A 26,098-nucleotide genomic window follows, 5' to 3' on the forward strand; every position below is an offset into this window, starting at 1 on the left:
GTCTCAGCTTCATATTTATTTTGAAGACCGTATGAACCTGAGACTTAGATAATCAATGAGGTGACACAGTTAGATGAACACTCTCTTTACCTTGGGTTCCTTTATTTCTTTATGAGATTCAATCGACTTAATTGCTTCCTCACCCTGCTCATAAACCTCTGAAACCATTTGTTGAGCTTGCTTGCTTATAGGATTTGAGCCTTTCTTAAATAATCCGCCCCCAGCCACAAGGAGACCTAGGCCTGGAGCTATAGCGATAGCACCTAAAGGGGCAACAAATACAGCTAATGCCACACCTACCACAACTAAGGCAGCACCTAAAATCATCAATCCGGCACCTACTGCCTTTGATTTTCCACTTTTAATTTCTTTGGCAAAAATATCCTCTAATTGTACTTTCAACTTGTCGTGCTGTTGTGAAAGGGTTGATCTTGTTGTTTCAACATTCGCTCTTAGCGTGTTGCAATATTGAGATTTTGTCGCATTTGCTATCTGACTATCTTTAAATAGCTCAACCTGAAGTTGTAATTTATTGACCTCCGATTCAAATTTATCCAGGTCTAATAGAAATTGTCTGAGTTTAATTTTCGTTTCAGCAGTTGTTTTTGAGTCTTGATATTTCTCATATATCGCTTTGACTATTACGGGATTGTGTTTATTTAAAAGTTCCTTAAATGCAGTTGATTCTTTTGAAGGCTGTATCCGGCAATATGATCTTACTTGATCTTCCTCTATTTCAAAAAAAGGAACGATATTAGTTTCCTTCTGTAAAGCAGTGGAGTTCTGTTTCGCATTGTATTTAAAATCATTTAACTCATCAAACAATCTTGGCTTTAGCAAAGACAGCATATTCTCATAGAACGAAGTATTCTTGGTAATATTCGTATTTTTCCTATCCTCTATCCATTGATCCATCGTGTAATCTATGTATTGCTCTTTGGTTATAGGAATGTCTTTAAAATATTCTTTATAAATTTCATACTCATCTGCCCCTCCCCTCCTCGAAACTAAATATCTGTTTATTAACTCATAACACTCTTTTTTATCATTTGGATGATCTTTAGAATGGTTATAAACATCGATTACTATTTCCTGAATAAGATTTTTAACATCCTTTTCAAAATCGGTATCCTTTTTAATGTTCTCTTTATAGGATCTAATTTTTTCTTCACCAAGAAAATCAATAGAGTCCATAAGTTCAACTAAAAATCTGTCCCTTAGATTGAACTGTTCATAAAAATCACCCTTGAAAGAGCAGGTAATCTGCATCAATCCGTTTAAGCCTTTGGGAGCAGGTGATTGAAAACCATTTTGTAGATTAGAACGAAGTGCTGAAAAGAATTCATCAGCCAAGGAGTTATTTTCTCTTTTAGGCTTTGAGGACTCGGCTTTTTCACGTAATTGCTCCTCAGCCTTATCAGAGCTAGCAACCAGAAAACAAGTATGAAATTTAACTCTCCTCAGATAGACATTACTATGCTTCTTATTAATTTCCTCATCGAGATCATAAATTAATTGATTTTGTATCAACTCCTCTTTAATAGAGTTCTTAGTTTCTAATTTGGCGTTTTCTGCCTTAGCTAGGTAGTCTTGGAAACCAATTTGTTTAAGCTCATCTTTAGTTAGAATTTGTCTAAATAAAGCGTTATCATGTGGATTATATTGATATAAACCATCAGGAGTCAGGATAGAAACATTTTCTTCTCCCTTCTTAACCTCTTTAGGCAGTTCATTCCTTAAAATAATATCATTCGTTAAATTTTGTTCGACAAACTGTTCGGGCTCGAATTTTAGAAAAATACAAAGACTATTTTTTTTTGCTCTCTCATAGCAGGTATCTAATAGATTAAAATAGGCTTGCTTGCGGTTAATTTCATTTTTACTTAATTTTGAGTCTAACTCACTGGCATCTATCAACAACTTTTCAGGTGAAGGCTTATAGGAAGTCTCTAAATGTTGATGAACTTTGTTGAGAAGCTCTTTAAGCTGCTCATATTTTTCTTTATAGCTAGTAGGATTGGACTCTTGCTTTTGATGAATTTCAAGCCTCTTTTTCATAATATATGCTCATTTTTGATGGATGAACAAATTATACGGGATGATTAAATTTTAGCCAATTTGACTTCAGAAAATCTAACTTATTAAGAAAATAGCAAAATCAAATTGCTATTGTTAAACTAGTACACAGGTTTTTCCAATCCGTGTAATAGCGTTACATCAAAAAAAATTCTTTGAACTTTTCTTCCTCAGGCAATTTTTTCCGGTATAGTTGTAAAAGCTTAAGAAACTCTTAAGTTTTTAATCTTATAATGCTTAACAATTCCTTAAGAGTATACTTCTTACTATTAAAATGCCGAGTCAACTAGAACTTCAAAGAGAAGAGCAATTTAGACAACTTTTTGCTGCCTGGCGGCAGGAGAAAGCTTCTAATGAAGAAAATTATTTAAAAACAGCCATAGCTATTAGTCGCTACACAGATAACCTTAGTAGTATTGAAACAATTAAGCGTGATTTAGAGACCTGTGAGTCGCAGCTATATATAGATTTTGATCAGTACGGTGGGAAACGTACTTTAGGAACTCTACTTTATGGAAGACTTGCTACGCAAGAATATCTTAATAGTTTGGCTGATAAAGACTCTCCTGAAGCACAATTACTTAGCACCTTAACGCAAACGCTAAGTTCACTTTATAGTGAGCCACTAAGCGACCTATCTTCCAATCTTAATCTTTTACTTAATAGCACGAACCTGTGGCTTAATTCTTATGCAATTAGGGATCCAGAGAAAGGCCAAACATTGTGTCGTTACTTATACACAACATTAAGAATAGCGAAGCTTAGGCTTGATAATAATATAAGCTGGGCTCATCAAAAAATAGCAGCAACTCAGGGAATTGATCTCGCAGAAAAAAAACAACAGATAACTAACTTACTTGAAAAAACAGAGAAGACAGCAAAAGAACTAGAAGCTTTATTACACAGTCACGAGGAACCATCAGCCCCCAAAAATCTTGTTGATTATTTCAACAAAGAATTTTTAGTGCTTCTGGCTGAAACTCCTGAGCCTGACAAGTTAGCAACTTTGGAGGGCAAATTAAACACAGTCCACGATGATACCCTACAATTGCTCAAGGCAAGACAAAGAAAAGCTGAGATTGAATCAGAAATAAAACCCATTCAAAGATTAGTGCAGGCAGTGATTACCAATGACCAAAAAATAATAGACAGACTGTATTTTGTAGATTTGATAAAACAATATCAAACTGGGTATGACTTATTAGTTGTCACTGAAAATGGTAAACGTCTGGCGCAAAAAGCAGACTCGCTGATAAATCCAGACACCTGGCAACAGTTTTCCTCAACCATCCAATATAGTTTTAGTTGGTTAACTGCCCTGCCTACTATCGCATATCGCTCTTACTTCTCACAAGATACCCAAGATACAGTTGCAAGTTACTTTGTTACCTTAGACAGTGAATGCAAAAATGATCTTAAAATTTTAGCGCAGACTCACCTAAAGCAATTAGAGCAAGATCTCAGCTTGGCCGGCGAAGAAGTAGAAAAAGCGGGCCTTGTATTAGCTAAAGAACAGTTAAAACCTCTTATAGCAAAAACAACTGATGAAGAATTAATAAATCTAGTTGAAACTACTGAGACAATAAAAAATGTCATAGAAGAATATAAAGTCTTATTGACCATTGTGACAGACAAGCGTGAAAAGCTCAAAAATATAAAAAATCTCAGTGCTGAGATTAATGAATTTATCAAAATTCATGACGATTTTTTTGTCATGATATCCAATTTTTTATCCAATCTATCCCCTGTCTTTAAAACAGAAAAAGCAAAAATGGTAGATGAGATACATCTCTTTAAAGAGAAACTACATGAGCTTGCAGAGAATTATCAACTTGCACTAAGTATAGTTCGTGAAGATTTTAGCAAGGCTCCTAATGCTGACTCAATACGACAAACACTAGCTCAAACGATAATTTTAAACTCAAAAAATGTACCTGTAGCACCAGTGACCGGTAAATTAAAAGCACCAGCCGCATTTTTCCAAATTAAAACTACTTTTTCGCAGATTAAAACAACCCCACCGCCACCATCTGAGTCACGTGATGAGCCAGCCGTAAAATTTGTTAACTAGATTCTATTCCCCCTTGATATCTTACGTTGTGATGCTCAACATTAAAAAGCACAATCTGTTGGCATTACTACCAAATCTCTAATACATATTCTTTGCGGCAACTTCCAACAAAACATAATTATCTCTGCCAGCTCTTCCGGCATAATAAACGTAGGATTGCCTAGCATTTCACAGTAAGCCTCAAAACTGATTCCCATGGTGGCATGGATATTGGTTTTAATTAATCCAGGAGCAATGTTCATAATTCTTACATTATTTTTAGCTTCTGCCATTTGTAAACTTTCACTGATACAACGAACAGCATGCTTACTTGCATGATAAGCCACGCCTAAAGGACTAGGCTTACGATCACCGATAGAACTAATATTAATGATGGTCCCTGATTTTCGAGCTGACATGTCCGGTAAAACGATTTTAATGCCGTTGACAACCCCATTTATCAATACCTCAATTTCATAATGGGTTTTATCAATGGGAAGATCTCTGAATTCGCCCACATTAATAAAGCCTGCATTATTAACCATACATTCTGTTTTTCCGTATTTTGCTCTGCTTTGCGTACTTCTGCTTCAAACCGCTCATAATCAGTAACATCCAATGCAGCATAAATAATGTCATGGCCTTTGAGTTCAGGTATAGCCTTCATATGGCGACTAATTAAAAGACAAGGATGGCCAGTTAGCACAAATTGTTTAGCAAGGGCTAGACCAATACCTGCACTCGCACCTGTAATAACTATAAGAGGTTTTTTAGAACTCATTTCTTCCCTCGCTTGATAAAATCCTTTTTCAACATTTTGGAACTTACTACATGGTCAATGCTTCCAAAATAGCCATGCGCATAAAAACACCATTTGTCACTTGTTGAAGAATAAACGATTGCGGACCATCCGCAACATCACTATCAATCTCAACGCCACGATTTATAGGACCAGGATGCATAACCATTGCATCTGCTTTGGCATACTTAAGCGTATCTTTCGTCAATGCAAATTTCTCACGGTAAGTGTTTAGATCCAAATGTTCACTTTCTTGCAAACGCTCACGCTGCACCCTTAAACAAATCACAACATCTGCCTCTTTCAAACCCTCTGACAAGGAGGTTGTGGTGTATCCATAATGCACAAGTTGCGGTTGCCAAATTTCAGGGGCAATTAACGCTAGCTCTTTAACCCCAAGAATGGAGCAAAGGCATTGGAGCGAATTTGCTACACGAGAATGGCGAATATTACCTACTATTGCGATTTTCAATTGACTCAAATCAGGCTTTTGCTCATAAATGGTCATTAAATCCAATAGAGCTTGACTCGGATGGGCATGTTGCCCATCACCAGCATTAACAATTTGAATTTTATCAAATTTAGTAGCCAACGTTTGCTGCAACCTATCTTGATTATGCCTGATGACAAATAAGCTAATGCCCATAGCGGCCAAAGTCTTTATAGTATCCTCGATAATTTCCCCCTTCGACTCGGAAGAACTTTGCAAATCCAAATTAACCACTGTCATTGCAAGTTTTTTTGCAGCTATCTCAAAACTGACACGCGTTCGTGTACTATTTTCATAAAAAAGATTAGCTACAGTATATCGAGAGTAATCAGGATAAGACGGACTATTTTTAAAATGAATTGCTCGCTTCAACAAAGAATCAATCTCTTGACGCGAAAATTGACTAACTTCTAAAAAATGATTCATTTTTTACTTAGTAGGAAATTGTAGCCACTGCTCCAAGATAATACAGGCAGCAAAGCTATCGACTTGGGATTGTTTAATTTTACGGTATCCACCTTCAGCAAACAACTGTGCACGAGCTTCAACTGTAGAAAGGCGCTCATCCACCAAGTAGACTGGCAAAGAAAAACGCTTTTGCAGCTGATGCGCAAAATTACGAGCAGCATCGGTTGTGTATAACTTACTATCATCAATGCAGGTTGGTAAACCAACAATTAAGGCTTCAGGGCGCCACTCCGTAATAATTTTTTGCAGAACATCCCAATTTGGCACACCTGATTTTGCATCGATTGTAGTTAACGGGCGAGCACTTGATGTGATACGTTGTCCAACAGCAACACCAATTCGTTTATAACCAAAATCAAACCCCAAATAAACACCTTCTGCCATCCAACACTCCAACATAAGGATTAAGATCATATGGACTATAAACAAGCACTAACCTATGATCTTAACACTCATAGCTTTGGTTAGGACCTTTACCTTTCTCAGGCTTGATTTTCACAGACTCTAGGCATGGCCCGCAATGGAAGTTAGTTGGTTCATTTTGACCCCAATGACAGCTCCTGCATACTCCCAGCGTTCCGAAAAAGGCACCTCATACAGTAATTCAGGAGTATATGGGCAAACCAACCAGGCATTGTTCATCACTTCGTCTTCTAGCTGGTTCTCTCCCCACCCAGAATAACCTAAGGTAATCAAAGCATCCTTTGGTCCTTTATCTGCTGCAATGGCGCGAATGATATCATTGGAAGTAGTTACCGTCACGTCGTCACGTAAAGCTAAACTTGAACGCCATCCACCAATGGGACGATGAATAACAAACCCTCGCTCAGGCTGCACAGGTCCACCAAAAAGTAATGGCTTTTGACTATACTCGTTCTTGGTGGGTTCGATCTGCATCTGCTCAAAAACCAAGCTGAGGGGATATTGCATTGGACGATTGATAATTAATCCGACAGTACCTTGGACATGGTGTTCGCAAATGTAAATTACGGCTCGTTCGAAATTGGGATCTGTCATCGACGGCATGGCGATCAGCAGGTGATTAGCCAATGAGGAATTGTTTGTCATGGCACACCCCCCTCAAATCCCAATTGATTTAATATAAGTATATACACTAAATAAATTATTTTCTGGCCTTGTAAGGTGTTTTCATGAATTCAAAGCTAAAATTTCTTAAAACCCCACCATATATCGAGTCAGAAAAAAAATTTCTATAGACTACCTTTTTGATAAAACTTAAAATACTAATTAAAAACAGGAATTATACCAATAATCTCCGATGTGAAATTTTAAACAATAACTCATATCCGTAATTCACCAGATTATTAGCAAAAAGGATTTGACCGTGGAAACATTCGAGCTTAAAAGAAAAGATATCTTTTTTTTACGCGCTTTAGAAGTTAATGAATTAGTTCTGCTTTTGCTCATTGTAGGACTAATTACTTTATTAATTTCTGTTTATCTCTGGGATAGGCGTCAAAAAGAACACGCTGTATTACGCAACTTCCCAGTGCTAGGGCATTTCCGCTATTTCCTAGAGTATCTGGGAGAGTTCTTCCGTCAGTATTTTTTTGCGAATGATAGAGAAGAGATGCCTTTTAATCGTGCTGAGCGTTCCTGGGTGTATCGTGCGGCTAAAAATGTCGATACTACAATTGGCTTTGGCTCTACTAGACCTCTTCATGACATAGGAACAGTATACTTTGTAAGCGCCCCTTTCCCCCCTCTTGCTACAGACCAAGCCACTATTCGCCCAGTCACAATAGGACCCTATTGCAGGCAACCTTATACTTCTACTCACATCTTTAATATTTCGGCAATGAGTTATGGTGCGATCTCCAAGCCCGCTATTGAAGCGCTGGCACGAGGGGCCAAAAAAGCTGGATGTTGGTTAAATACAGGCGAAGGGGGGGTTTCACCTTATCACTTAGAATCAGGCTGTGATGTTATTGCGCAAATTGGAACAGCTAAATATGGTTTCCGAGATGCAGAAGGCCATTTATCAGATAATCGTTTGAAAGAACTTGCCGCCATCGACAACATTAAAATGTTTGAAATTAAACTCAGTCAGGGTGCTAAACCAGGCAAAGGAGGACTACTTCCCGCGGTCAAGGTAACTGAAGAAGTTGCTAAAATTAGAGGAATTCTACCTCATGTTGATTCTATTAGCCCTAATCGCCATATTGATATCAGTAATGAAGAAGAGCTATTGGATATTATTGAGCATGTGCGCGAGATTACAGGTAAACCGGTAGGCTGCAAATTTGTGTTAGGAAGCTATGAATGGGTTCATGATTTATGTAAAGCAATTCACAAGCGAGGGATCAAATTTGCACCAGATTTTATTACTTTGGATAGCGCAGATGGCGGCACTGGGGCATCACCGCAAGGTTTAATGGACTACATGGGCATCCCTATTCAAGAGTCTTTACCCACATTAGTAGATATTCTTGTCATGTACAATTTGCGCGATCGGATTAAAGTCATTGCCAGTGGCAAATTAATTACTCCCTCTGGTGTTGCGTGGGCTCTTTGTGCTGGAGCTGACTTTATTAATTCAGCTCGTGGTTTCATGTTTGCTTTAGGTTGCATTCAATCGATGCAATGCCACAAGAATACTTGTCCCACAGGAATCGCAACTCATAATGCTCGCTTACAACGCGGCTTAGTGGTTTCAGATAAAGCTGAACGCGTCTATCATTATGCTAATAATATGGCTCATGAAGTTGCTGTTATCTGTCATTCTTGTGGTGTTGAAGAACCAAGGCAATTGCAGCGCAAGCATGCTCGGATAGTAAGAGAGGACGGATTTTCAGTATCTTTAGAGGAAATATTCCCTAACAAAAAACCGTTACCCGAGTATGAAGAAATTAGTTAGGTCCTTGTCCAAGTCGCAAACTTAACGTTTGCACAAGTTCCGCAGCGAACTCGGCATTGTAAGCTTTGGTCATTAGATCCGGCTGCCAAATGCTATGTGGCCACAGTGTATCGTGCTTAAACCGGGCAACTACATGAATATGAAGCTGAGGAACAATATTGCCCAAAGCACCGATATTCAGTTTATCTGGTTGAAAAAAGTCATCCATGATTTCTGAAAGTCGGCTAATCTCATTCATCAGTTCCCCACGGTTTACTTTCGTCAACTGATAAACCTCTTGAACATTCTCTATACGAGGCACTAAAATTGCCCATGGAAAGTGGGCTTCATTTTTTAAATACACGCTTGATAAAGGCCAATCCGCCAACCAAAAAGAACTGGTTTGAATTCGACTATCCACTTCAAAACTCATAACACCCCTATAAGAAATAACAGAAAAAGAATGCTGGCAAGATTGTATTTTATTAATCCGGCTTGAGAAAGGTCGCTGCATAAAAATAGATCTTGCACTAGGAATTATTTGATTGTTAATAAACCATCATCTAACTAAGCTTTACTTTTCTGTCACTCTGGTTTCAAAGGTTGCTTATAATTAGAATTACTCGTCAATATTTCTTGGCAATATGGATATTAATCAAATAAGAGCATTTATTGCAGCAGCTGATTTTCAATCGTTTACCCTGGCTGCTGATTATCTTTATATTACTCAATCTGCTATTAGTAAACGGATTGCTACTTTAGAAATTGAAATAAAAACTCGCTTATTCATCAGGGAGCATAATCGCTTAACTCTAACGGAAGCTGGAAAAATTTTCCTTCCCTATGCTATTGAAACCCTACAAACCATTCAATCAGGCATTTCTTCCGTGAATCTGTTTCTTGAAAAACAGAAGAAAACCTTAAAAGTTGGCGTAGATTTTCTAATTGGCAGTTTTATGTTACCTGATTTACTTGCTGCATTTCATCATGAGGAGCCGAATCTTGATTTCTCAGTGAGTTATCTTTCACCATTAATGAGTTTTCGCGCCTTAAGAAATCGCGAAATAGAAATTTGTCTTAATTGCATTAACAAAAAAATTGCCCGCGAATTTGAATTAATCCCCCTATTTACCTTGCCATATGTCATCAAAGTTTCCCGGAGCCATCCGTTATTTAATCAGAAAAATTTAAGTCTTCAGAAAATTATGTCATACCCAGGAATTGTGATGCCTAAATATGCCCCACCTCGTCAGGCTTTAGAAGAATATTTGTTCAGAAAAAATTTAGTATTATCAGCTCAGCATGAGGCAGAGCCCATATTTGCATTATTAAAATTGGCCAAACTAGGCCTAGGTTGGTGTTTTATACCTAAAAATATTATTGATAAAGATCTAGTAACCATTTACGAACATGAGGCTTTGCAAATGAGTTATTTCATTATTTATCGCAAAGCACACAAGCTCAGCCCTGACGCACAAAAGTTCATTGCCACTTTGAGAGAAACTCATTTTTTTAACAATTGAGGCACAAATTGGTTCACCATTAATCTTTTATGATGTTAATTACACAATTTTTTATAAAAACTATTGAGACTTATCCCTATTTTACGTTATGTTGAGATAACCCACGTGAGATGGGTTTTCTAACAATTGTCATTTAAGGACGAATGCAATTGCTCAACAGCTTAGCCGTTGACGATTGATAAGCTTTAGCAAAAGGAGGATTTATGGCTACAGGCGAAGTCAAATGGTTCAATAACGCCAAAGGATGGGGTTTTATTGTACCTGAGGGAGGGGGTGAAGATGTTTTTGTGCATTTTTCTGCAATCCATGGTACTGGCTATAAAACTTTAGTCCCCGGACAACAAGTAAGCTATGACCTTGAGAAAGGAGAACGGGGTTTGCACGCCTCAAATGTAATAGCACTAGTCGGCGAAGAAGCTGACGCTTAACTACACTCTAATCGTGATAATGAGGGATCTTTATTAAATCGGAGATCCCTTACTAATTCCACAGTGATACAATTGATGTTTTATGATGAAGAATGGTTTACTACTAATTAATTTAGGTACCCCCTGACAATTGTGACTCTTTCTCCGTTAAACGCTACCTTCGCGAATTTCTTGCTGACAGAAGAGTTATTGATTTACCCTTGCCTCTTAGATATCTCATTCTATACTTTACTATTTTGCCCTTTAGACCCAAACAATCTGCACACGCTTATCAGGCTATCTGGACTGCTGAAGGTTCTCCCTTACTGATCCATAGCCCGTAATCTGCAAACCAAATTACAAACCCATCTTAGTAATAATTGGAAAGTTGTGTTGGGTATGCGTTATGGTAATCCTTCTTTACATAAAGCCATAGAAGAATTAAGTTCTTGTGAATCTATTACTGTTCTTCCCATGTATCCGCAATATTCCTCAGCAGCAACAGATTCTTCAATTGAAAGAGTCTTGCAATTATTAGCCCCTCAAAAGATCTTACCCTCAATCAACCTCTTCGCGATTTCTATCAGCTTCCCGCATTCATAAAGCACAGGCGGAACTCATTCAACCTCATCTCGAAACCCATGAATATGTCCTATTTAGTTATCATGGTATTCCTGAGCGTCATCTCATCCATAATGGCTGTAAAACAGTATGTGTTAAGCAATGCCCTAAAGTCACAGAAACAAATCAAGATTGTTAGAATTTTTACAAAGTACAAAGATTGATTAAACAGATAGCTCATTTAATTCCCTATCGCGGCTGATTAATTTGAAAAGAAGCGCTTAATAGCAACGAACTGCTCCCAATAAAATCACCTATTGCAAAAGTTAACTTATTGATTTTTTAAAAAAGATTGCAAAAGCTTTTTTTTATGCTATAGAACATAAATATAATTTCTATTTGAGACATCTATGCCTAATAAACTATTTGCAGAGCGTCTTAACAAAGAGCTTGATAACATCGGGGTTCCGCCTCGCAGCGATGAAAGAATTGAAGTCTTTTCAAAACTAATCAAGATTCCCAAATTTAAAGCTGAGGCTTTCTTAAATGGCATTACCACCCCTGATGAAAAGATTTTGAATCTCATTGCGGAAGAACTAGAGGTGAATGGTGATTGGCTAATTGGGAAAAGCGAGCACAAACAGAAAAAAACACGAGCCTAAATCTTAAGCTCCTTTCTAACCATTAATAATCCCATTCTTCCATATCTTCCGCAGGCAATTGCAGATTATCTAAATCTTCAAATACAGCGATATGAAAAATACCATCACCCTCATTCACTAAGGGAATATTCGTCTTGCCAATAATAACGCCTTCACAAGGGCTCTTCACTTTAATTTCATTATCACCGAGAGGGTCAACAATAGTGCAGAGCATTTCTCCTTTACTCACCTTTTCACCTAACGATTTACCCTTAATCATGACACCACTTTCTGGGGCACGAATCCAGAATGTTGACTCAGCACTTGCTGAAATAAAGCCCCGTTTCTTTCTTACTTTGCTTTGTGAAGGGGAGAACATTTGTAAATAAGTCATGACATTGAGTACTCCCCTAACACCTATTCTTATTGCCATCTCATCAAAACGTAATGCCTCTCCTCCCTCATAAACGATCATTGGTATATCCAGGTTATCAGTAGCTTCGCGTAAAGAGCCATCTCTCATGTTGGACGCTACCATAATTGGTGCACCAAAAGCTTCTGCCAGTGTTGCAGATTGAGAGCATTGGTGGCTAAAACGTATTTGTGGGTAATTGGAGCGATGAATTGCGCCAGTATGTAAATCAATCCCATGAGTAGAGTGCTCTACAATCTCAGTCATTAGCAAGTTTGCCAATTTCGATGCCATTGATCCCTTTTCACGTCCAGGGAATTGGCGATTTAAATCGCGTCTATCCGGTAAATAACGTGAATGAAGAAAAAAACCATAAACATTCACAACGGGAATAGTAATAAGAGTTCCTCGCAATCGTTTGACTTGTGGTGCATGATGCAAACGACGAATAATTTCTACACCATTGATTTCATCACCGTGGATAGCAGCAGTAACAAACAAAATCGGCCCTTCTTTTTTTCCATGAAATACATAAACAGGAATTTCAATAGGGGTTGATGTGTATAGCATAGCCAATGATAGCTTCACACAGCGTGATTGACCCGCTTTTATAACTTCATCAGCAATAACAATAGGTGCTCTGGTCTTCATCCTTGGAACCGTTGATTAATGCCCTTAGGCTTGGCATGTTTTTCAATGTATTGAATAATCTTGCTTGCTATATTGACATGAGTAGCTTTTTCAATACCCTCTAAACCTGGCGATGAATTAATTTCCAATACCAAAGGACCATGATTGGAACGTATTAAATCCACACCAGCCACCTTTAACCCCATGGTTTTAGCAGCAGCAATTGCAATGGCTCGTTCCTGGGGAGACAATTTTACTTTCAGTGCCTTTCCTCCCTGGTGAACATTGGCACGAAACTCACCTTCTTTGGCTTGGCGTTTAATAGCAGCAACAACTTTATCGCCAATAACAAAGCAACGAATATCAGTCCCTCTAGACTCTTCAATAAATTCTTGAACTAATATGTTCGTCGACATTTCTTTAAAAGCATTGATTATGCTTACTGCCGACTGATGACTATCTGCAAGTATGACCCCCTTGCCCTGCGTTCCTTCCAACAATTTAATGACCAAAGGTGCCCCGCCAACCATGCGGATGAGATCTTCGGTATCGTCCGGGGACAAAGCAAAACTTGTCCTAGGCATGGGGATGCCCTTACGAGCCAAAAGCTGCAGAGCACGGAACTTGTCTCGAGAACGAGATATCGCTATTGATTCATTTAATGTATATATCCCCATTGTTTCCATATGCCTTAATAAAGCCGTGCCATAAAAAGTAAGGGAAGCTCCTATTCGTGGAATAACTGCATCAAATTTTGGTAAAGTTTCGCTTCCGCGATAATGGACTTGAGGGTTTGAAGTCGCTACATTCATATAACAATAAAGGGGATTGATAATACTGATCTCATGACCTGCTTCCTCCCCAGCCGCTTTTAACCGCTTATGTGAGTATAGTTGAGGATTAGTAGATAAAATCGCAATTTTCATGGATCAAAATTTCCTTAAATTATTATTTTGTAGTGATAAGAAAAGCCTAGCTCAAAATTAGGCATTATATGTAAATTTTGGAAAATTCCTGCACATATTTCATGCTAAAAAGTTAATACCCGGAAATACCGGGTATTAACTGTCTAATAAAATGTACTCAGCGTCAGGACACTAAAAGCTGAAAATCTTTTGCTAGAAGATTTGCTTGGTGGGGAGTAGTGAAGAAGGCATTAAGTTCACCTTGAGGATTGAATAACATCACGGCCCCACTATGCTGTACATCATAATTATTAGGATCATTGGTATCCGGGATGGCTATTTTTGCATAGGCAACACCCATTTCACGAGTCATATGCTTTACCACATCATCTGACCCTCTTGCCCCATAAAATTGAGGGTTAAATGCTTTAACATAATGGCTAAGTTTATCCAAACTATCTCTGTCTGGATCAATAGAAATCATCACAACTCTAGGTAGAGGCTTAACACCTTCCTCCTCGAGAATGCGATACATTTTAGCCAACTCAGACATTGTTGTTGGGCATAAATAGCCGCAATTGGTAAAACCAAAGAAAACTAAAGTCCATTGCCCCTGTAAACTCTTATTATCAAAAGGATGCTCATCAATGCCAGTCAAAGAAAACTGATTAATTTCACGTGGAGTTTCAAGAAGGGTACCATTAAATTGATTGGGATCAATTTTTCTTCCCATAGTCAAGTTTTGAGCAATCAATATTCCACCAAGGGTCGCGACGAGGGCGAGAAAAATCGCCACTACCAAGGTCTTACGATTAATTCTGGCAGACATATTATCCCCTTAGATATAATGATCAACTAATAAAAAGACAAATAACATCATTAAATAGACAATAGAAAATCGAAAAGTACGCATCGCTATTGTCAGTTGCTCGTTTCGAAACAAGGTAACAGACCAGTACATAAAACGCATGCCTAATAAAATAGCACCGACGAGATATAACCAACCGCTCATGCCAACGATAAAGGGCAATATACTAACAATTAGGAGTAAAATAGTATACAAAAGGACATTTAATTTAGTAAATGCAATCCCGTGAGTCACGGGTAACATAGGGATTTCTGCATTTTTATATTCTTCAAAACGATAAATGGCCAAAGCCCAAAAATGAGGAGGAGTCCAGGTAAAAATAATCAAGACTAACAACAATGCTTGTGGGTCTAATTGGTTAGTCACTGCCGTCCAACCTAGTAATGGGGGAGCAGCACCCGCCAATCCACCAATGACAATATTCTGGGGTGTTGCACGCTTTAAATACCCTGTATAAATCCCGGCATAGCCTATAAGCGTAAAGAAAGTCAGAATCGCAGTCAGACAATTCACAAATAATATTAAAATCACCAGCCCTATAGCGCCCATTAAAGAGGCGAAATAAAGCGCTTGCTTTATTGAAACTCGCCCTTGAGCCACTGGTCTTTTGCGAGTACGTGCCATAATGGCATCGATACGTTTATCAACAAGATGGTTAATGGCAGCCGCACTCCCAGCACAACAACCTATCCCTAATAAAGATGTGACCAATGTGGATAGTGGAATCCACCCTGGTGCCGCTAAATACATACCGACAACAACAGTAAGCAGCATAAGTGCTACTACACGTGGCTTGCAAAGCTCCATGTAATCACGCCAATTCAGATTTAACCCATACTCAGTTTTAGCGCGCATTTGCAGATCTCCCTTGGGTTAGATATAGCATCATTAACATCGTAGCCAATAACAATGCAGCAACACCATTGTGGGCAACAGCAACCCATAAAGGCAGCAAATAAACAACATTTACCACACCAAGACTAAATTGCGCTATCAGCAATAAAATAGCTAATAGGGCAAACAAGCGAACTTTTTTTTCTTTAATTTTTGTGACACAAAGGAAAGATAATATTAAAACGTATAAAGCCGTAAGCATGGCTCCTACTCGGTGGGTATATTGGATAGTCATCCTAATATCATTGTCAAGAAGCCCTCCTTGGTAATTTTCTCCCACTTGAGAAAATAAGTTAAACCCTTTTGAGAAATGCAAAGCAGGTAACCATTGTCCATTACATTGTGGAAAACCAATACAAGCAATTCCTGCGTAATTCGAGCTTACCCAGCCTCCCAAAGCTATTTGAAAAAATACGATTAAAGCACCAAGCCCCACCCAAAATCGCCAATGTGGTAAACTGGCAGAAGCAATCGCACTTAATTGCAATCGCAAACGACTTAAACAGGAAAAAATTACTATGCCACCTAACAAGTGTCCCATAACCACGACGGGTAATAATTTTAGCGTTACTGTCCACATTCCCAAAGCAGCTTGAAAGAGAACCAAAGCCACTAAGGCCAGGGGCAACTGCCAAGGCAATTTTACCCCTTGAATACGTCGCCATAAAACATTGCCGGCAATAAAGAAAATGAGCAAAGCGAGAGTCCCCGCAGCATAGCGATGTGCCATTTCTGTCCAGGCCTTTCGGGACTCTATCGGAATGTGTGGATATTGATTTTGTGCAGACAGCAGTTCATTTTGAGTGTTAGGTAGTACCATATGACCATAGCAGCCAGGCCAATCCGGGCAACCTAAACCCGCATCTGTAAGACGAGTATACGCACCCAGCATGACTACACATAAAGCCAGAATCGCAGCGACAGTAACTGCATAACGTAGGAATTTAAATTGCGTCTGCTCAACCATTCTTCTTTTCCACACTTAATAGATGTTTAATGTCATGAAATATTGCATCAGATTTTGCATCTATGGAGTACACCAAGATGAGATAATCGGCTGGATTAGCAATAAATACTTGCGGTTCGGTTTTAAGGGTTTTTAACTGGTTTAACTCTTCGTTAGACAAGCGGCGTATTTGAATATCCTGATCTTTGAGTAAATTTATTAAAGAGTCAGGTAGTTGTGTTTTTTGATCAACAATCAACCACTCTTCCACTTCATATAAATGGCGACCCAGTGCAAGACGAATTCGCGCAAGCTTATCAATTTGCTGAATACACACGCTACCGCAGTCCCCAGGATTCCAGAAAATCAGACGCCATTTATCCTTTTTATCCATTTTGACAAACTGGATAGGGGGAGTTAATAAAGTCCCACGATTGGTTGTCGTAGTCCCAAGCCACTGTGGATGGGTATAAAATAAATAAGCAACCAACCCCGGTGCAGCAAACACTAAGATCAACAAAAATAAGATAAAAGAATTACGCTTCGTCATTTTCATTCATTTTTTCAGATTTAGAGCAATAAATAAGATCAGGCTTACTACAGCCATAGCAAACCACTGTAATGCATAGGCATAATGACGTTCAGGAGGCATCGCTACAATGGCCCAGTCACGTATATAACCATGAGTCTCTTCTTTGTCGAGGCGAATGATAAACGGATAGACCGGTTTATGCAAAAATTGACTGATCATTTGTGTATCAATGCGCTCTACCAATGTAACATGTTGTTTTTGCTCAAGGGCAGGTCCTAAAACCCAACTTTTTGTCGAAGGGTAATAAACATCGCCCACTAAACTCAACGATTCATCAGGAATTTTGGGCACAGGAAATTTTTGTCTTGTGATATCCCCTGCAACCCAGCCGCGATCAATTAATACAACATTCCCAGATGGAAGTAATAATGGCGTGAGCACATCATAACCAAACTGATGTTGATGATGCTGATTATCCAATAGGATGTTTTCGGATAAAAATTTCCCTGTTACGGAAATACGCTGGTATTGCTCAGGCAACTTTCTATCTGGCCCCCACGTAACCGGCATTATCTGGGCAAATTTTGCTTGGGCAGTTAACATTTGTTTTTTTTCATTAGCACGATGCAACTGCCAAAAACCCAAACGAACAAACAATAAGATAGCCAAACAAGCCAAAAGGATCATTTTCCAATTAGGCGTGAAACGACGATTAAAACAGGTTAAACTCATCATTTATTTCTTCTACTGATGTCAACAGTCCTTAGAGCTTGTTTAACAAACTCTAAAAAACGTGGAGTATAACAAATGTTTACCAAAGCTATCATCCTTATTGTTATGCTGGCTATTTTAGTCGCCCTGGGGAGCAGTCTTGTCTTCTTAGTGCGTGATGAAGGAAAAACCAAACGGACAGTCAAAGCCCTAACTTGGCGAATTGGTATCTCTTTGATTTTATTTTTGTTTTTATTTATCGCCTTTAGTATGGGATGGATTCAGCCCCATGCCGTCTAATCGTGACAAGCCAGGAGAGCACTTATGTACACGTTATACTCATTTAGGACACCTAATGGAATCAAACCAACCATCATGCTTGAAGAAATCAAAGCGTCCTATGAAATTAAACTAATTAATATTCAAGAGGGTGAGCAGTTTGCACCGGAGTTTTTACGTATTTCTCCTAACAATAAAATCCCAGTCATTTACGATGCTGAGGCTGATTTTTATTTATTTGAAAGTGTGGCTATCCTCGAATATTTAGCTGAAAAACATCAACAATTTTTACCCCAGGACTTTAAGCATAAATTTAATGTCTTGCAGTGGTGCTTTTTTCAAGCTGCTCATATTGGTCCAATGTTCGGCCAATACGGTCATTTTCATCGCTATGCCCCAGAACAAGTGCCTTATGCACAAAAACGATATGCTGACGAAGTACAACGTCTAATGGCTGTCATGGATAAAGAACTGGTTCAACATGAATATATCAGCGGTAACGAGTATACTATTGCCGATATGGCGATTTGGCCTTGGTTGTATTGTTATGAAAATTTCTATCAGACCCCACTAGATGAGAAAAAATTTCCTCGCTTAATCGAATGGTACCACACTATTAGTCGACGCTCGCAAATTCAAGCAGCTCTTGCTGCTTATGAATAATTTTTCATAGGTATTGTGAGCAAATTTTAACACGGCCTGAAAGTAAAATCGGGCTTTTTTAATGGCACAAAATGAGCATCTTAAAGAGCGTAACTATCAAACTCATCTTTATATCTTTGAGCCAGTTGCTATTTTTTCAAACAACTTTAGGTAAGCCACTATCATCCGTCGAATCAAAAATAGTTGGATATCTCGACCAGCAAAGCAATGAGCAACTTCTACTTCTGGAAAAGCTGGTTAATATCAACAGTGGTACAACTAATATAGCGGGCATTACTCAAGTAGGAAATATTTTGCGGTCTCAATTTGAACAACTAGGTTTTATAACACAATGGAGTATGCCAGCTCCTTCTCGAGCCCCTACCCTAATTGCCGAACATAAAGGCAACGCAGGAAAAAAGATATTGCTAATTGGTCATCTTGATACAGTTTTCGGTAAAGAAAGTATTTTTAAAAAATTTGAGCGACATCAAACTATGGCATCAGGCCCTGGCATAATAGACGATAAGGGTGGCATTGTAATAATGCTCTACGCTTTAAAAGCTTTAAAGGCTACTCAATCCCTGGATAACACCTCAATTACTGTGATATTAACAGGAGATGAGGAAAATGCCGGGACACCCATTGCTTTATCCAGAAAGCCTCTATTCGATGTAGCTGCCAACATTGATGTCGCCCTGGATTTTGAATGGTCGATGAGTCCAGATACAGCAACAGTGGCTCGTAGGGGCATTACTGATTGGACACTTAAAGTTACGGGAACCGAAGCCCACTCTTCTGAAATTTTTCAAAAATCAGCCGGTTATGGAGCTAATTTCGAATTAGGGCGGATTCTTGATGCCATTCGTACGAAGCTATCCGGAGAAAAATATATCTCTTTTAATCCAGGGGTAATTCTTGGCGGGATTACTATCAATGAGAATCAGGATGAACGCTATCAGGTTACAGGAAAAGACAATGTGATTGCTAAAACTGCCCTTGCAAAAGGTGACTTACGATTTTTAACAAGCGAACAAAGATTAAAGACAAAAAGCCAAGTTATATCCACAGTAAAACAACATTTGCCTGGCACAAACGCCACTATCAACTTTGAAGATAAAATGCCCCCTATGCCCCCTACGCCTGAGAATTTAAAATTACTTGAACTCTATAGCACTACCAGCATCGACTTAGGGTATGGGGTTGTTAAACCATTGGATCCAGGACTTCGTGGCGCTGGCGATATCTCTTATATTGCCTCGATTGTTCCTGCTAATTTAGCAGGATTGGGCGCCTTAGGTACAGGAGCACACTCAACCAATGAAACCTTAAATATCACTTCCTTACCTATGCAAACCCAACGTGCGGCATTACTTATCCATCGACTTAGTCATTAAATTTTCTAAAGGATACAATTTTGCACACTAAATATTAAATCTATCTCTTAAAATTAATTCTTATTCTAACTGGATTGATAACACATTAATTTTTAACCCAAGAAGCTTGACAGTTTTAATTCACAATCTCTACACTATCTCTGCTAATAGGTGCCATTAAATTCTATTAGTGGCTCATAAAGGGTTTTTTATTAACGAAGGAATTGTTATGAACAAAATCAAATTAACAGGTGTTGCTTTAGCTGTTGGCGCTGCTGCAATGTTTTCTATGGCTCCAGTATTTGCTGCTTCTGCTACTGATGCTCAAATTCAATGTAAAGGTGTTAACGCTTGTAAAGGTCAAAGTGCTTGCAAAACTGCAACTAACTCTTGCAAAGGTCAAAACTCTTGCAAAGGTCAAGGTGTTTCTATGATGACTAAAGAAGAGTGCCAAAAAGCTGGTGGTACTGTTGCAGACGCAACTGATGCTAGCAAGAGCACTGATAGCTCTTCTCAATAATATTGAGCTAGTGGGTTGGGTATGGCTACAACATACCCAATCTGCTATTAACAGTTAGCATAGATCATGGTTTTACCCATAAAGCAAAAACAGCCTTATCTTGGTTTTGGTCTTGGATTAAGACCTGAACATTATGAAGAAATTTTACAACATACCCACCCTATAGACTGGTTAGAAATAATTAGCGAAAACTATTTGATCCCTGGTGGTAAGCCACTCTATTATTTGGATAAAATCCGAGAAAATTATCCAATAGTAATGCATGGTGTTTCATTATCTATCGGTAGTACAGACACCATTGATTGGGATTATTTAAAACAATTAAAAGACTTAGCTACTCGCATTGAGCCAAAATGGATTTCTGACCATTTGTGTTGGACAGGTATTCAAGGCTTAAATATGCATGATTTATTACCCGTCCCATATACCCTTGAAGCAATTGAGCACATTGTTTCACGCATTGATGCCATTCAAGATTATTTAGGTCGTCAAATCTTAATTGAAAACGTCTCAAGTTATCTTAGCTATAAAGAGTCGGAAATGAGCGAATGGGAATTTCTTTCTGAAATAGCCAATCGCGCTGATTGTTATCTTTTATTTGACGTCAACAATATATATGTCAGCTCAGTGAATCATAATTTCAATGCCTTGGATTATCTAAATGGGGTTCCAGGATACCGCATTGCTCAAATTCATTTGGCCGGGCATTCCAATTGTGGTGATTATATTATCGATACCCATGATGCACCAATAGCTCAGCCTGTTTGGGATTTATATGCAGAAACTATAAAACGTTTTGGCCCTGTTTCAACCATGGTCGAACGCGATGACAACATTCCCCCACTCAGAGAATTATTACTCGAGTTGAACGAGGCAAGAAGGATTGCCAGCACAGTGTTGGCAAAAGAGTTAGTATTATGAATAACTTATTTCGTCTGCAGGAGATGTTTCAGAATTATTTACTGACAAACCAGACTAATATAGAACAATATATCATTGCGTCAGAAAAGGTCTCTGCAGCTGTTCGCCTTGATATTTATCTTGATGCCTATCGTGCTCGATTGCTTGAGTGCCTAGCCAGTAATTTCCCTGTTTTCAAAAAATACGTTGGCGACGAAGCCTTCCACACAATTGGCAGCGCTTATCTAGAAAAACATCCCTCTCCTTATCGCTCTATTCGCTGGTTTGGTGATAATTTCAGTGATTATTTAAGCTCACAGCAAGAACCGTGTCTGGCTGAGCTAGCACAATTTGAATGGTGTCTGGCCTTGGCTTTTGATGCTGCCGATGCGCAAACCTTAACAATAGAAGATATTGCATCTATTTCACCAGAATGCTGGGCAAACATGACTTTTCTTCCTCACCCCTCTTTACAACAAACGCATTTCCATTGGAATATAGTTCCTATATGGCAGGCTATTAGCAATGAACAACTACCGGAAAATCCCATCGAACATTCACAACCACTTTCATGGGTAATATGGCGTAGCAATTATGTAAGCCGTTTTTATTCCTTGGCAGAAGATGAATCGTGGGCGATGACAAGGATGATCCAAGGAGCAAGTTTTGGGGAAATTTGTGCCGGATTGTGCACATGGTACGATGAGCAAGAGGTAGGGATGCGAGCAGCTTCCTTACTAAAAAGCTGGATACAATCTGGACTATTATCAAACGTCAAATTTTAACAGGATTTTATTTGATGAAACAAAGAGACATACTCGTTGCTTCAGCAATTACTGCTTTCATGGCTGTTACAACTGCACATGCCGATATGACCACCGATACATTGATTGGCTACAACTGAAAAATGTTATGGTGTTGTGAAGGCAGGCATGAATGATTGTGCTACAGCAAAATCTTCTTGTGCAGGCTCATCCACTAAGGACAATCAGTCCGATGCATTTATTTTTTTACCTAAAGGGATGTGCGATAGGCTTGTTGGCGGCCACTTAACTGCAGAAAATAAGAAAAAATCTTCTGAGTTTTTTGATATTTTTTCATAATGATACGGAATATCATGCATTCCCTACTATTGAGCGCTTTACTATCAATTCCCCTCTCAATCAATGCAGCAGAGACACTTACCATTGATAACCAACACAGTTATGTTCTTTGGCATATTAAGCATCTGGGATTTTCGACACAAACGGGTAAATAGTACGTCAATGGTTCTCTCGTTATAGATAAAGAAAAACCTGAAAATAGTAAAGTGAACGCAACAATCAAGATTGCCGACATGATTACAGGTATTCCAGAACTCGATAAACACTTAAAGGAAAAATTTTTTTTGATGTCTCCCACTTTCCAACTGCTACGTTTGTAACGTAATAAGGTCGAAGTACTTTCAAAAAACTCTGCGAAAGTATACGGTACCCTCACTGCACGAGGCATTTCTAAACCGGTGATATTGGATGTTACTCTAAACAAAGTGGGTAAAAATCCCATCAATGAGCGAATGACTGCTGGTTTCAGTGCCATCACTTCCATAAAACGCTCCGACTTTGGCATGACTGCTTTTTTGCCGAATGTAGGTGATGAGGTAGCCATTGAAATTGGAGCAGAAGCCTACAAGCCAGACACTGCAGATAAAGCAAAGCAAGAAGGCAATAATGCGTCTAAAAAACAGTGAGAATAATTATGGCCTTATCAGTACTCTTTTCCATTGGTCAATAGCAATTTTAATGATTGGGCTTTTAATATTGGACCTTTACATGGTTTCTTTGCTGATAAGTCTGCACAAACTTAAACTCTATGGTTGGCATAAAGAATATGGTTTTTAGTGTTATTCCTTGCTTTTCTTAGGCTTCTATAGCGTCTTATTAATATTACCCCGCAACTGTCGTTACCAATCTGGGAGAAGTTTGCGGCTAGAACAACTCATTGGGCTTTTTACGGACTAATGTTTACCCTACCTATTACAGGTTGGCTAATAACCTCCGCAGCAGGCCTTTCTGCTTCTTTTTTTGGACTTTTTACCCTACCAAGCCTTATAATTCCTAATGAGGAATTGAGAGCAATTTTTGAAGAAATTCATGAATGGTTAGCCTATGGATTAATTGCCCTTCTGGCTTTACACACTGCTGCCGCTTTGAAACATCATTTTATCAATAGAGATGATATTCTTCGGAGAATGATTTCATGAGAAAAAACTCTTTCAAAAAAGCACTGCTGACATTATTGGTCATACTCTCCACAACTGGAATCAAAGCAGCCCACACAGTGGGAAATTGTTCCTAGCAAAAGTACACTACGTTTTACTGCAACTCAAAATAACGCCCCTGCTTCGGGTGAGTTTAAAAAGTTTTCCGGCAAAATCTCCGTAGACTCAGAGAATTATAAGGCAAGTAGCATTGATATTATTGTGGATATGACTTCTCTTTCCTCCTCTTACTCTGATTTAAAAGATACACTTCTTACTACTGATTGGTTTAATGTCCAACTCTTCCCTACCGCTGAATTTAAGGCAACGAATTTTAATAAAACTGGTGATAACAGTTATGAAGCTAATGGGGTTTTGACTATTCGCGATAAATCAGCACCTGTAAAATTAATATTTACTGCCCAAGAAACCTCAAGCGATACCGCACTAGTGGTAGGTGAAACTACGTTAAAACGTAGCACTTTTGGTGTGGGTCAAGGTGAATGGGCAAGTACAGAAGAAATTAAAGATGAGGTAAAAGTAAATTTTAAAATTGTTGCTAAAAAGAAACCTTAATAGTTCTTATTATCTATACTTACCAGAGGCTTCAGTACTACTAAATAGATGGAAGAGGACCTAAGTTATGCAAGTTGATTTCCTCGACATTATTTTGGCATTCTTTGAAGGGTTTGCTTTAATTATTTCTCCTTGCATTCTCCCTATTCTTCCTATCGTATTAGCAGGCTCTTTAAGCGGAAATAGAAGACGACCTTTTGGAATTATTACAGGCTTTGTGCTTAGTTTTAGCTTGTTTGCATTTTTTTCACGCCAGCTAGTACAGTACTCCGGCATAGATCTGGATGTTATTCGTCATATTTCTTATGGGATTCTTTTGTTGCTGGGTATTATCATGCTTTCTACTTTTTTAAGTGAGAAATTTACGGCCTTAACGCAACGTCTCATTGGGACAGAAACAAGTTTATCCGTCATCAATAACCCTCGGGGAGGTTTTTTAAGCGGTATCTTTTTGGGCAGTCTAATTGCCATCATATGGACACCTTGTGCTGGCCCTATTTTAGCTGCTGTTATCGTACAAACAGTTGTACAAAATACCACCATAACCAGTTTCTTTACCCTGCTTAGCTTCGCTTTGGGTGCAGCAATTCCCATGCTAATTATTGCCCTTTACGGCTTCAAAATAATTGAGACCTTTCGTTTTTTTAAAACAAAAGCTGCTCTGTTTCGCAAAATTTTAGGAGGAATTATCATTGCAGCCGTGGCTTATATGCTATATCAAGAAACGGCCTTATCCACTTCTACAGCACAAACTACCATTAAAACTTCAGCCACCTTACAAGAGGGGTTATGGATTCCTTACAAAGCGCCACCAATCGCTGGAATAGAGGCATGGATTAACTCACCTCCTCTACAACTAACTAATTTACAGGGCAAAGTTGTCCTAATTGATTTCTGGACATACTCCTGTATTAATTGCATCCGCACCTTACCTTATTTGAAGGTCTGGTATGATAAATATCATGATCAGGGCTTAGTCATCATCGGCATTCATTCTCCTGAATTTGATTTTGAGAAGAACCTGGCCAATGTGCAAAATGCAGTGAAGCGCTATGGTATTAAATACCCTGTTGCACTTGATAATCAATTTGTAACTTGGCGCAATTTCAGAAATCATTATTGGCCCGCACATTATTTGATAAGTAAAAATGGCAAAGTCGTATACGAACATTTTGGTGAAGGTAATTATGATATTACCGAAAATAATATTCGCTATTTGCTGAACTTAAACGAATTTGCTATGCCCACCACTTTCGCAGAAGAAGGCTTTGCTTTTTCACAAACACCAGAGACTTATCTTGGATATAGAAGAGCTGATAAAAGCTTAAGTCCTGCTTTAGTTCATGATAAAAGCAACTCATATCAGTTCCCAGCACAATTAGCTCCACATGCTTGGGCCATGCAAGGAGCTTGGGAAGTTTTGCCGGACAAAATTGTTTCAGCACAAGACAATGCCTCTTTAAAAATCCATTTTAAAGCCCGCAAAGTATTTATCGTGATGGGAAATGCTTCTGCTAAACCCATTGCAGTCAAGGTGCTATTAAACAATAAGGCAATTCCTGACAACAACAAAGGTAAAGATGTTAACAACGACACAATTATTGTCGATAAACATTCAATTTATGAGGTATTGTCTCTTAATGATTTTTCAGAAGGAATCCTAGAAATCAGCCCCACCTTACCAGGTTTAGAAGTCTATACCTTTACGTTTGGCAGCTAAATCAATGATCAAAAATAATGATTAAACACATTATGCACATTAATTAGTCATAAAATGCTATAATTAGACTTTTAGT

At 38.5% G+C, this 26,098-nt stretch carries 28 protein-coding genes and 3 pseudogenes; 18 read left to right on the forward strand and 13 right to left on the reverse strand.

Annotated elements, in window-relative coordinates; genetic code table 11:
- Positions 1–69: 69 nt before the first annotated feature.
- Positions 70–2,058, reverse strand: coding sequence for a hypothetical protein (locus Lbru_RS05170; RefSeq protein WP_058441130.1), 1,989 nt, complete (start codon positions 2,056–2,058; stop codon positions 70–72).
- Positions 2,059–2,350: 292 nt separating this feature from the next.
- Between Lbru_RS05170 and Lbru_RS05175 the strand changes: the two genes are divergently transcribed.
- Positions 2,351–4,147 carry a hypothetical protein gene (locus Lbru_RS05175; protein ID WP_058441131.1) on the forward strand — a complete coding sequence of 599 codons (1,797 nt, stop codon included), beginning with the start codon at positions 2,351–2,353 and terminating at the stop codon, positions 4,145–4,147.
- 41 nt (positions 4,148–4,188) lie between these two features.
- Here Lbru_RS05175 and Lbru_RS05180 read toward each other — a convergent pair.
- The 4 genes and pseudogenes from Lbru_RS05180 to Lbru_RS05195 form a co-directional block, all read right to left on the reverse strand.
- Positions 4,189–4,907: pseudogene (locus tag Lbru_RS05180) on the reverse strand (SDR family oxidoreductase).
- Between the two features lie 46 nt (positions 4,908–4,953).
- Positions 4,954–5,841, reverse strand: a complete 888-nt coding sequence (locus Lbru_RS05185) for an aspartate carbamoyltransferase catalytic subunit (protein WP_058441132.1) — start codon at positions 5,839–5,841, stop codon at positions 4,954–4,956.
- 3 nt (positions 5,842–5,844) lie between these two features.
- On the reverse strand, positions 5,845–6,267 hold the full coding sequence (ruvX, locus tag Lbru_RS05190) for a Holliday junction resolvase RuvX (RefSeq protein ID WP_058441133.1): 423 nt from the start codon (positions 6,265–6,267) through the stop codon (positions 5,845–5,847).
- A 120-nt stretch (positions 6,268–6,387) separates the two neighbouring features.
- Positions 6,388–6,951 carry a YqgE/AlgH family protein gene (locus tag Lbru_RS05195; RefSeq protein ID WP_058441134.1) on the reverse strand — a complete coding sequence of 188 codons (564 nt, stop codon included), beginning with the start codon at positions 6,949–6,951 and terminating at the stop codon, positions 6,388–6,390.
- Between the two features lie 277 nt (positions 6,952–7,228).
- Between Lbru_RS05195 and Lbru_RS05200 the strand changes: the two genes are divergently transcribed.
- The gene (locus Lbru_RS05200; protein WP_083500828.1) at positions 7,229–8,761 is read left to right on the forward strand and encodes an FMN-binding glutamate synthase family protein; all 1,533 of its coding nucleotides are present in this window, start codon (positions 7,229–7,231) and stop codon (positions 8,759–8,761) included.
- Here Lbru_RS05200 and Lbru_RS05205 read toward each other — a convergent pair.
- Positions 8,754–9,173, reverse strand: coding sequence for an HIT domain-containing protein (locus tag Lbru_RS05205; RefSeq protein WP_058441135.1), 420 nt, complete (start codon positions 9,171–9,173; stop codon positions 8,754–8,756). The genes Lbru_RS05200 and Lbru_RS05205 overlap by 8 nt on opposite strands.
- 211 nt (positions 9,174–9,384) lie before the next feature.
- On the opposite strand from Lbru_RS05205, the gene Lbru_RS05210 reads away from it, so the two are divergent.
- The 5 genes and pseudogenes from Lbru_RS05210 to Lbru_RS05225 all read left to right on the forward strand — a co-directional run bounded on the left by Lbru_RS05210 (position 9,385) and on the right by Lbru_RS05225 (position 11,893).
- Positions 9,385–10,263, forward strand: coding sequence for a LysR family transcriptional regulator (locus Lbru_RS05210; protein ID WP_058441136.1), 879 nt, complete (start codon positions 9,385–9,387; stop codon positions 10,261–10,263).
- Between the two features lie 203 nt (positions 10,264–10,466).
- A complete protein-coding gene (locus tag Lbru_RS05215) occupies positions 10,467–10,691 on the forward strand; it encodes a cold-shock protein (protein WP_058441137.1) in 225 nt (74 codons plus the stop codon).
- A 152-nt stretch (positions 10,692–10,843) separates the two neighbouring features.
- Positions 10,844–11,014, forward strand: a pseudogene (locus tag Lbru_RS18025) (ferrochelatase); the annotation flags it as partial.
- A gap of 1 nt (position 11,015) precedes the next feature.
- On the forward strand, positions 11,016–11,273 hold the full coding sequence (locus Lbru_RS05220; protein WP_274519600.1) for a ferrochelatase: 258 nt from the start codon (positions 11,016–11,018) through the stop codon (positions 11,271–11,273).
- 368 nt (positions 11,274–11,641) lie between these two features.
- Complete coding sequence (locus Lbru_RS05225; RefSeq protein WP_058441139.1) at positions 11,642–11,893, forward strand: hypothetical protein; 252 nt, start codon at positions 11,642–11,644, stop codon at positions 11,891–11,893.
- A 22-nt stretch (positions 11,894–11,915) separates the two neighbouring features.
- Here the strand turns inward: Lbru_RS05225 and Lbru_RS05230 are convergent, their stop codons facing one another.
- The 7 genes from Lbru_RS05230 to Lbru_RS05260 form a co-directional block, all read right to left on the reverse strand.
- Positions 11,916–12,935 (reverse strand): succinylglutamate desuccinylase/aspartoacylase family protein, encoded by a 1,020-nt coding sequence (locus Lbru_RS05230; RefSeq protein ID WP_058441140.1) that lies wholly within the window; start codon positions 12,933–12,935, stop codon positions 11,916–11,918.
- Entirely contained in the window at positions 12,932–13,840 is a 909-nt protein-coding gene (rimK, locus tag Lbru_RS05235) for a 30S ribosomal protein S6--L-glutamate ligase (protein ID WP_058441141.1), read from the reverse strand. Before rimK ends, Lbru_RS05230 begins: the two co-directional genes overlap by 4 nt.
- A 163-nt stretch (positions 13,841–14,003) precedes the next feature.
- Positions 14,004–14,648 (reverse strand): SCO family protein, encoded by a 645-nt coding sequence (locus tag Lbru_RS05240; protein ID WP_058441142.1) that lies wholly within the window; start codon positions 14,646–14,648, stop codon positions 14,004–14,006.
- A 9-nt stretch (positions 14,649–14,657) separates the two neighbouring features.
- Positions 14,658–15,542 carry a heme o synthase gene (gene cyoE / locus Lbru_RS05245; protein WP_058441143.1) on the reverse strand — a complete coding sequence of 295 codons (885 nt, stop codon included), beginning with the start codon at positions 15,540–15,542 and terminating at the stop codon, positions 14,658–14,660.
- On the reverse strand, positions 15,532–16,548 hold the full coding sequence (locus Lbru_RS05250; RefSeq protein WP_058441144.1) for a COX15/CtaA family protein: 1,017 nt from the start codon (positions 16,546–16,548) through the stop codon (positions 15,532–15,534). Before Lbru_RS05250 ends, cyoE begins: the two co-directional genes overlap by 11 nt.
- On the reverse strand, positions 16,541–17,077 hold the full coding sequence (locus Lbru_RS05255) for a hypothetical protein (protein ID WP_065235430.1): 537 nt from the start codon (positions 17,075–17,077) through the stop codon (positions 16,541–16,543). Before Lbru_RS05255 ends, Lbru_RS05250 begins: the two co-directional genes overlap by 8 nt.
- Positions 17,078–17,083: 6 nt before the next feature.
- Positions 17,084–17,794, reverse strand: a complete 711-nt coding sequence (locus tag Lbru_RS05260) for an SURF1 family protein (protein WP_058441146.1) — start codon at positions 17,792–17,794, stop codon at positions 17,084–17,086.
- Between the two features lie 72 nt (positions 17,795–17,866).
- Between Lbru_RS05260 and Lbru_RS05265 the strand changes: the two genes are divergently transcribed.
- The 11 genes and pseudogenes from Lbru_RS05265 to Lbru_RS05315 all read left to right on the forward strand — a co-directional run bounded on the left by Lbru_RS05265 (position 17,867) and on the right by Lbru_RS05315 (position 26,022).
- Positions 17,867–18,070 carry a twin transmembrane helix small protein gene (locus Lbru_RS05265; protein WP_058441147.1) on the forward strand — a complete coding sequence of 68 codons (204 nt, stop codon included), beginning with the start codon at positions 17,867–17,869 and terminating at the stop codon, positions 18,068–18,070.
- Positions 18,071–18,094: 24 nt separating this feature from the next.
- Positions 18,095–18,712 (forward strand): glutathione binding-like protein, encoded by a 618-nt coding sequence (locus Lbru_RS05270; protein WP_058441148.1) that lies wholly within the window; start codon positions 18,095–18,097, stop codon positions 18,710–18,712.
- 71 nt (positions 18,713–18,783) lie between these two features.
- A complete protein-coding gene (locus Lbru_RS05275; protein ID WP_058441149.1) occupies positions 18,784–20,088 on the forward strand; it encodes a M20/M25/M40 family metallo-hydrolase in 1,305 nt (434 codons plus the stop codon).
- A gap of 208 nt (positions 20,089–20,296) precedes the next feature.
- Positions 20,297–20,587 (forward strand): BufA2 family periplasmic bufferin-type metallophore, encoded by a 291-nt coding sequence (gene bufA2, locus Lbru_RS05280; protein WP_058441150.1) that lies wholly within the window; start codon positions 20,297–20,299, stop codon positions 20,585–20,587.
- Positions 20,588–20,653: 66 nt separating this feature from the next.
- Complete coding sequence (gene bufB, locus Lbru_RS05285) at positions 20,654–21,508, forward strand: MNIO family bufferin maturase (RefSeq protein ID WP_058441151.1); 855 nt, start codon at positions 20,654–20,656, stop codon at positions 21,506–21,508.
- Entirely contained in the window at positions 21,505–22,272 is a 768-nt protein-coding gene (locus Lbru_RS05290; RefSeq protein WP_058441152.1) for an HvfC/BufC N-terminal domain-containing protein, read from the forward strand. Before bufB ends, Lbru_RS05290 begins: the two co-directional genes overlap by 4 nt.
- A gap of 147 nt (positions 22,273–22,419) precedes the next feature.
- Positions 22,420–22,590, forward strand: a complete 171-nt coding sequence (gene bufA1 / locus Lbru_RS17745; protein WP_238583824.1) for a BufA1 family periplasmic bufferin-type metallophore — start codon at positions 22,420–22,422, stop codon at positions 22,588–22,590.
- A 170-nt stretch (positions 22,591–22,760) separates the two neighbouring features.
- Positions 22,761–23,216, forward strand: a pseudogene (locus Lbru_RS05300) (YceI family protein); the annotation flags it as partial.
- A 270-nt stretch (positions 23,217–23,486) separates the two neighbouring features.
- Positions 23,487–23,729, forward strand: a complete 243-nt coding sequence (locus Lbru_RS17750; RefSeq protein WP_238583825.1) for a cytochrome b — start codon at positions 23,487–23,489, stop codon at positions 23,727–23,729.
- Between the two features lie 84 nt (positions 23,730–23,813).
- Positions 23,814–24,302: a YceI family protein gene (locus Lbru_RS05310; protein WP_238583835.1), complete on the forward strand. Its 489-nt coding sequence runs from the start codon at positions 23,814–23,816 to the stop codon at positions 24,300–24,302.
- Between the two features lie 67 nt (positions 24,303–24,369).
- Positions 24,370–26,022, forward strand: coding sequence for a cytochrome c biogenesis protein DipZ (locus Lbru_RS05315; RefSeq protein WP_058441153.1), 1,653 nt, complete (start codon positions 24,370–24,372; stop codon positions 26,020–26,022).
- The last annotated feature ends 76 nt before the right edge of the window (positions 26,023–26,098 follow it).

The organism is Legionella brunensis, from assembly GCF_001467025.1.
GTDB lineage: Bacteria > Pseudomonadota > Gammaproteobacteria > Legionellales > Legionellaceae > Tatlockia > Tatlockia brunensis.

Bases quoted from the DNA above. Each gene is read 5' to 3' on its own strand.
- Lbru_RS05170 (WP_058441130.1), bottom strand. From the start codon at position 2,058: ATGAAAAAGAGGCTTGAAATTCATCAAAAGCAAGAGTCCAATCCTACT.
- Lbru_RS05175 (WP_058441131.1), top strand. From the start codon at position 2,351: ATGCCGAGTCAACTAGAACTTCAAAGAGAAGAGCAATTTAGACAACTT.
- Lbru_RS05185 (WP_058441132.1), bottom strand. From the start codon at position 5,841: ATGAATCATTTTTTAGAAGTTAGTCAATTTTCGCGTCAAGAGATTGAT.
- ruvX (WP_058441133.1), bottom strand. From the start codon at position 6,267: ATGGCAGAAGGTGTTTATTTGGGGTTTGATTTTGGTTATAAACGAATT.
- Lbru_RS05195 (WP_058441134.1), bottom strand. From the start codon at position 6,951: ATGACAAACAATTCCTCATTGGCTAATCACCTGCTGATCGCCATGCCG.
- Lbru_RS05205 (WP_058441135.1), bottom strand. From the start codon at position 9,173: ATGAGTTTTGAAGTGGATAGTCGAATTCAAACCAGTTCTTTTTGGTTG.
- Lbru_RS05210 (WP_058441136.1), top strand. From the start codon at position 9,385: ATGGATATTAATCAAATAAGAGCATTTATTGCAGCAGCTGATTTTCAA.
- Lbru_RS05215 (WP_058441137.1), top strand. From the start codon at position 10,467: ATGGCTACAGGCGAAGTCAAATGGTTCAATAACGCCAAAGGATGGGGT.
- Lbru_RS05225 (WP_058441139.1), top strand. From the start codon at position 11,642: ATGCCTAATAAACTATTTGCAGAGCGTCTTAACAAAGAGCTTGATAAC.
- Lbru_RS05230 (WP_058441140.1), bottom strand. From the start codon at position 12,935: ATGAAGACCAGAGCACCTATTGTTATTGCTGATGAAGTTATAAAAGCG.
- rimK (WP_058441141.1), bottom strand. From the start codon at position 13,840: ATGAAAATTGCGATTTTATCTACTAATCCTCAACTATACTCACATAAG.
- Lbru_RS05240 (WP_058441142.1), bottom strand. From the start codon at position 14,648: ATGTCTGCCAGAATTAATCGTAAGACCTTGGTAGTGGCGATTTTTCTC.
- cyoE (WP_058441143.1), bottom strand. From the start codon at position 15,542: ATGCGCGCTAAAACTGAGTATGGGTTAAATCTGAATTGGCGTGATTAC.
- Lbru_RS05250 (WP_058441144.1), bottom strand. From the start codon at position 16,548: ATGGTTGAGCAGACGCAATTTAAATTCCTACGTTATGCAGTTACTGTC.
- Lbru_RS05255 (WP_065235430.1), bottom strand. From the start codon at position 17,077: ATGACGAAGCGTAATTCTTTTATCTTATTTTTGTTGATCTTAGTGTTT.
- Lbru_RS05260 (WP_058441146.1), bottom strand. From the start codon at position 17,794: ATGATGAGTTTAACCTGTTTTAATCGTCGTTTCACGCCTAATTGGAAA.
- Lbru_RS05265 (WP_058441147.1), top strand. From the start codon at position 17,867: ATGTTTACCAAAGCTATCATCCTTATTGTTATGCTGGCTATTTTAGTC.
- Lbru_RS05270 (WP_058441148.1), top strand. From the start codon at position 18,095: ATGTACACGTTATACTCATTTAGGACACCTAATGGAATCAAACCAACC.
- Lbru_RS05275 (WP_058441149.1), top strand. From the start codon at position 18,784: ATGAGCATCTTAAAGAGCGTAACTATCAAACTCATCTTTATATCTTTG.
- bufA2 (WP_058441150.1), top strand. From the start codon at position 20,297: ATGAACAAAATCAAATTAACAGGTGTTGCTTTAGCTGTTGGCGCTGCT.
- bufB (WP_058441151.1), top strand. From the start codon at position 20,654: ATGGTTTTACCCATAAAGCAAAAACAGCCTTATCTTGGTTTTGGTCTT.
- Lbru_RS05290 (WP_058441152.1), top strand. From the start codon at position 21,505: ATGAATAACTTATTTCGTCTGCAGGAGATGTTTCAGAATTATTTACTG.
- bufA1 (WP_238583824.1), top strand. From the start codon at position 22,420: ATGAATGATTGTGCTACAGCAAAATCTTCTTGTGCAGGCTCATCCACT.
- Lbru_RS17750 (WP_238583825.1), top strand. From the start codon at position 23,487: ATGTTTACCCTACCTATTACAGGTTGGCTAATAACCTCCGCAGCAGGC.
- Lbru_RS05315 (WP_058441153.1), top strand. From the start codon at position 24,370: ATGCAAGTTGATTTCCTCGACATTATTTTGGCATTCTTTGAAGGGTTT.